This is a genomic window from Micromonospora sp. NPDC003776, from assembly GCF_053605645.1.
The window spans coordinates 1-3,770 of sequence record NZ_JBSGJR010000630.1 but is presented as its reverse complement, the minus strand read 5'-3'; the positions used below and the strand labels follow the sequence as shown (position 1 = coordinate 3,770).

The window sequence follows — 3,770 nt, the reverse complement described above, 5'->3', positions numbered from 1 at the left end:
CTCGCCGACGGCGTCGACCCGGACCCGCAGGGCGGAGTCGGTGGCCACGGTGCCGGCCACCACCCGGTCCCCGACGGCGCGGGGCACCGGCCGGGCCCCGGCGCGTTGCTGCTCCTCGCGGTCACCTTCGTCGGGGAGCTGGTCACCGCCAGCGTGCACGTCGCCGCCGTCGCCGTCCGCCCCGGCTACCGGCCGCGCGGCGCGATCATCGCGGTCCCGCTGCGGGTCCGCACCGACCTCAACCTGGCGCTCACCGCCGAGGTGATCTCCCTGGTCCCGGGCACCCTGATCCTCGAGGTGGACCGCGACCGGGGCGTGCTCTACGTGCACGTGCTCGACGTACGCGGCCCGGAGGACCTGACCGCGAGCCGGGACCGGGTCCTGGCCGTGGAGCGGCGCATCGTCCGCGCCGTCGGCTCCCCCGAGGAGGTACGCCGGCTGCACGCCGAACCCGTCGACAGGAGGAACCACCCGTGACCACGCTCCTCGCCGTCGCGCTGACCGGGCTGCTCTCGGTCACCGCGCTGCTCGCCCTGGCCCGGATCTACCGGGGGCCGTCGCTGCTCGACCGGGTCGTCGCCGCCGACCTGCTGCTCTCCACCATGCTCGGCGCGGTGGGCGCGGAGGCCGCGGTCAACCGGCACCCCACCACGCTGCCCGTGCTGGTGGTGCTCTCCCTGCTGGGCTTCGTCGGCTCGGTGTCCCTGGTCCGCTTCGCCGTCCGGGAGGAAGTGTGAGCGCGAGGAGTGAGCCGGGTGCGCGAGCCCCGCAGTCGCGAACGAAGGGCAGCAGAGCGTGACGGGCATCGTCGCCGACTGGCTGGGCGGAGCCTGCCTGCTGGCCGGGGCGCTGCTCAGCCTGGTCGCCGGGATCGGCGTGCTGCGCTTCCCGGACGTGCTGAACCGGATGCACGCGGCCACCAAGCCGCAGGTGCTCGGCGTGCTGCTGCTCCTGGCCGGCCTGGCGCTGCGCCTGCGTACGCCGGCGGACCTGGGGATGATCGCGCTGGTCGCGGTCTTCCAACTGGCCACCGCCCCGGTGGCCGCCCAGATGATCGGACGCGCCGCCTACCGCTCCGGGCGGGTCGACCGGGAGCTGCTGGACACCGACGAGCTGGCGGGGCGGTGAACCGGACGGCCGGGGGGCTTCCGGGCACCCTCAGCGAACGTCCAGCCGACGCCGATAAAATGGCTGCATGATCGACTCTTCTGCCCAGGAGGGCAGCAGTAGCCAGCCGGGTCGTGCCCGGCAACCCCTCGCCCCGACGGCCCCGGGAGCCCTGAACCTCCCGTGTTGATCCTCGTCGGACTCGTCCTCATCATCCTTCTCACCGCCGCCACCGGCTACTTCGTGGCGCAGGAGTTCGGCTACGTCGCCGTGGACCGGGGCAAGCTCAAGCAGCTCGCCGACGGCGGCGACCAGGCCGCGGCCCGCGCCCTGACGGTGACCGGGCGGCTCTCGTTCATGCTCTCCGGCGCCCAGCTCGGCATCACCGTGACCGCCCTGCTGGTCGGTTACGCCGCCGAGCCGTACCTCGGCGCCGGGCTGGCCGACCTGCTCGGCCTCGCCGGGCTGTCCACCTCCGTGGCGCTGCCGATGTCGGTGGCCCTCGCCCTGCTCATCGCCACCGTGGTGCAGATGGTCCTCGGCGAGCTGGCCCCGAAGAACCTCGCCATCGCCCGCCCCGAGCCCCTCGCGCGGGCGCTCGCCCGGTCCACCCTGATGTACCTGAAGATCGCCGGACCGCTGATCACCCTCTTCGACCGGGCCGCCGTGCGGCTGCTGCGCCGGGTCGGCATCGAGCCGATCGAGGAACTGCCCAGCGGCGCCACCCCGGCGGACCTGGAACAGATCATCGCCGAGTCCCGGGAGGAGGGGCACCTCGACGCCGCCATGTCGGACCTGCTCGACCGGGGCCTCGACTTCCGCGAGCTGACCGCCGGGGAAGCCATGGTGCCCCGGGTCGACGTGCACACCGTACGGGCCGACGAGCCGGTCAGCCGGGTCGTCGCGCTGCTCGACACCGGCCACTCCCGGTTCCCCGTCCGGGGCGCCGAGGGCGTCGACGACCTGGTCGGCGTCATCGGCATCGCCGACGTGCTCGGCGTACCCCCGGCGAAGCGGGCCACCACCCGGGTCGCCGACGTGGCCGTACCCCCGCTGCTGGTGCCGGAGACGCTGCCGCTGCCGACGGTGCTGGACCGGCTCCGGGTCGGCCACCGGCAGCTCGCCTGCGTGGTCGACGAGTACGGCGGCTTCGCCGGCGTGATCACCCTGGAGGACATCGCCGAGGAGCTGGTCGGGCCGATCCGCGACGAGGACGACCCGCCGGAGCGGGCCCCCGCCCGGCAGGAGGACGGCTCCTGGGTGGTGCCCGCCCGCTGGCGGATCGACGAGGTCGCCGACAGCACCGGCATCGCGCTGCCGGAGGCGCCCGAGTACGACACCCTCTCCGGGCTGGTCATGCGGGAGCTCGGCCGGGTGCCCGAGGTGGGTGACCGGCTGGAGATCACCCTCGCCGCCGACGGCGACGAGCCGGACACCGAGCCGCGCGCCCTGGTCGAGGTGCTGGCCGTGGACCGGCACGTGGCCGACTCCGTCCGGCTGCGCACGACCGCCCTCGGACATGGGGAGGAGGCGGCATGAGCCCCGGTTTCGCGCTCTTCGCCTCCGTGGTGCTGCTGGCGCTCAACGGCTTCTTCGTGGCCGCCGAGTTCGCCCTGGTGGCGGCCAAGCGGTACCGCCTCGAACAGCTGGCCGCCGGCGGCGGCCGGGCCGCCCGGGCGGCGCTGGACGGCGTCCGGGAGCTGACCCTGATGCTGGCCGGCGCGCAGCTCGGCATCACCCTCTGCACCCTGGGGCTCGGTGCGCTCGCCGAGCCCGCCATCGAGCGCCTGCTCAGCCCGCTGCTGCACGCCGTCGGGCTGCCCGCCGCGGTCAGCCACCTGGTCGGGCTGCTCTTCGCCCTCGCCCTGGTGACCTTCCTGCACCTGGTGGTCGGCGAGATGGCCCCGAAGTCGTGGGCGATCACCGACGCCGAGCGGTCGGCGACACTGCTGGCGCTGCCGTTCCGGGCCTTCGCCCGGGTCGCCCGCCCGGTGCTCTCCGCGCTGAACGCGCTCGCCAACGCGGTGCTGCGCCTGGTCGGGGTACGCCAACAGGACCAGCTGGCCCAGGTGCACGGCCCGGACGAGCTGCGCATCCTGCTGGAGCAGTCCCGGGAGCACGGGCTGCTCGGCGCCGAGCAGCACCAGCTGCTGACCAGCATGCTGGAGCTGCAGGGCACCCGGGTCGCGCAGGTGATGGAGCCGTTCGACCGCATCGTCACGGTCCGGCGGGAGGACACCGCGGAGCGGATCGAGCACGTCTCGCGGGACAGCGGCCGGTCCCGCCTGGCCGTGCTGGACGCCGGCGGCGAGGTCTGCGGCCTGGTGCACGTACGCGAGGCGGTCCGGGCGGTCACCACCGGCCGGGCGGCGACCGCCGGTGAGCTGATGAGCCCGGCGTTCACCCTGCCCGGGGAGGCCACCGTCACCGAGGCGGTCGCGGCGATGCGCGGCCGGCAGGCCCAGCTGGCGCTGGTCCGCAACGGCGGCGGCCCGACCCGGCCGATCGGCTTCGTCGCGCTGGAGGATCTCCTCGAGGAGGTCATCGGCGAGTTCGACGACGAGACCGACCCGGTGCCCCGGGGCCGTCGGGCACAACCCGGCCGACCCGAACTGGGCCGGCCGCGACCGGTTCGTGCTCTCCGCCGGCCACTCCAGCCTCAC

At 74.7% G+C, this 3,770-nt stretch carries 5 protein-coding genes and 1 pseudogene; all 6 read left to right on the top strand.

From position 1 onward, the window contains the following. The coding region (locus ACWEVO_RS32285) for a Na+/H+ antiporter subunit E (protein WP_452311228.1) at positions 1-477 on the top strand (477 nt) is incomplete at its 5' end. Further along, positions 474-737 (top strand): monovalent cation/H+ antiporter complex subunit F, encoded by a 264-nt coding sequence (locus ACWEVO_RS32280; RefSeq protein WP_452311227.1) that lies wholly within the window; start codon positions 474-476, stop codon positions 735-737. The genes ACWEVO_RS32285 and ACWEVO_RS32280, both read left to right, overlap by 4 nt. A 58-nt stretch (positions 738-795) precedes the next feature. Next, entirely contained in the window at positions 796-1,128 is a 333-nt protein-coding gene (gene mnhG, locus ACWEVO_RS32275; RefSeq protein WP_452311226.1) for a monovalent cation/H(+) antiporter subunit G, read from the top strand. 162 nt (positions 1,129-1,290) lie between these two features. Next, positions 1,291-2,646, top strand: a complete 1,356-nt coding sequence (locus ACWEVO_RS32270) for a hemolysin family protein (RefSeq protein ID WP_452311225.1) — start codon at positions 1,291-1,293, stop codon at positions 2,644-2,646. Then, positions 2,643-3,698, top strand: a pseudogene (locus ACWEVO_RS32265) (hemolysin family protein); the annotation flags it as partial. The gene ACWEVO_RS32270 and the pseudogene ACWEVO_RS32265, both read left to right, overlap by 4 nt. Next, on the top strand, positions 3,634-3,770 hold a 137-nt coding region (locus ACWEVO_RS32260), incomplete at its 3' end, for a hypothetical protein (protein ID WP_452311229.1). The pseudogene ACWEVO_RS32265 and the gene ACWEVO_RS32260, both read left to right, overlap by 65 nt.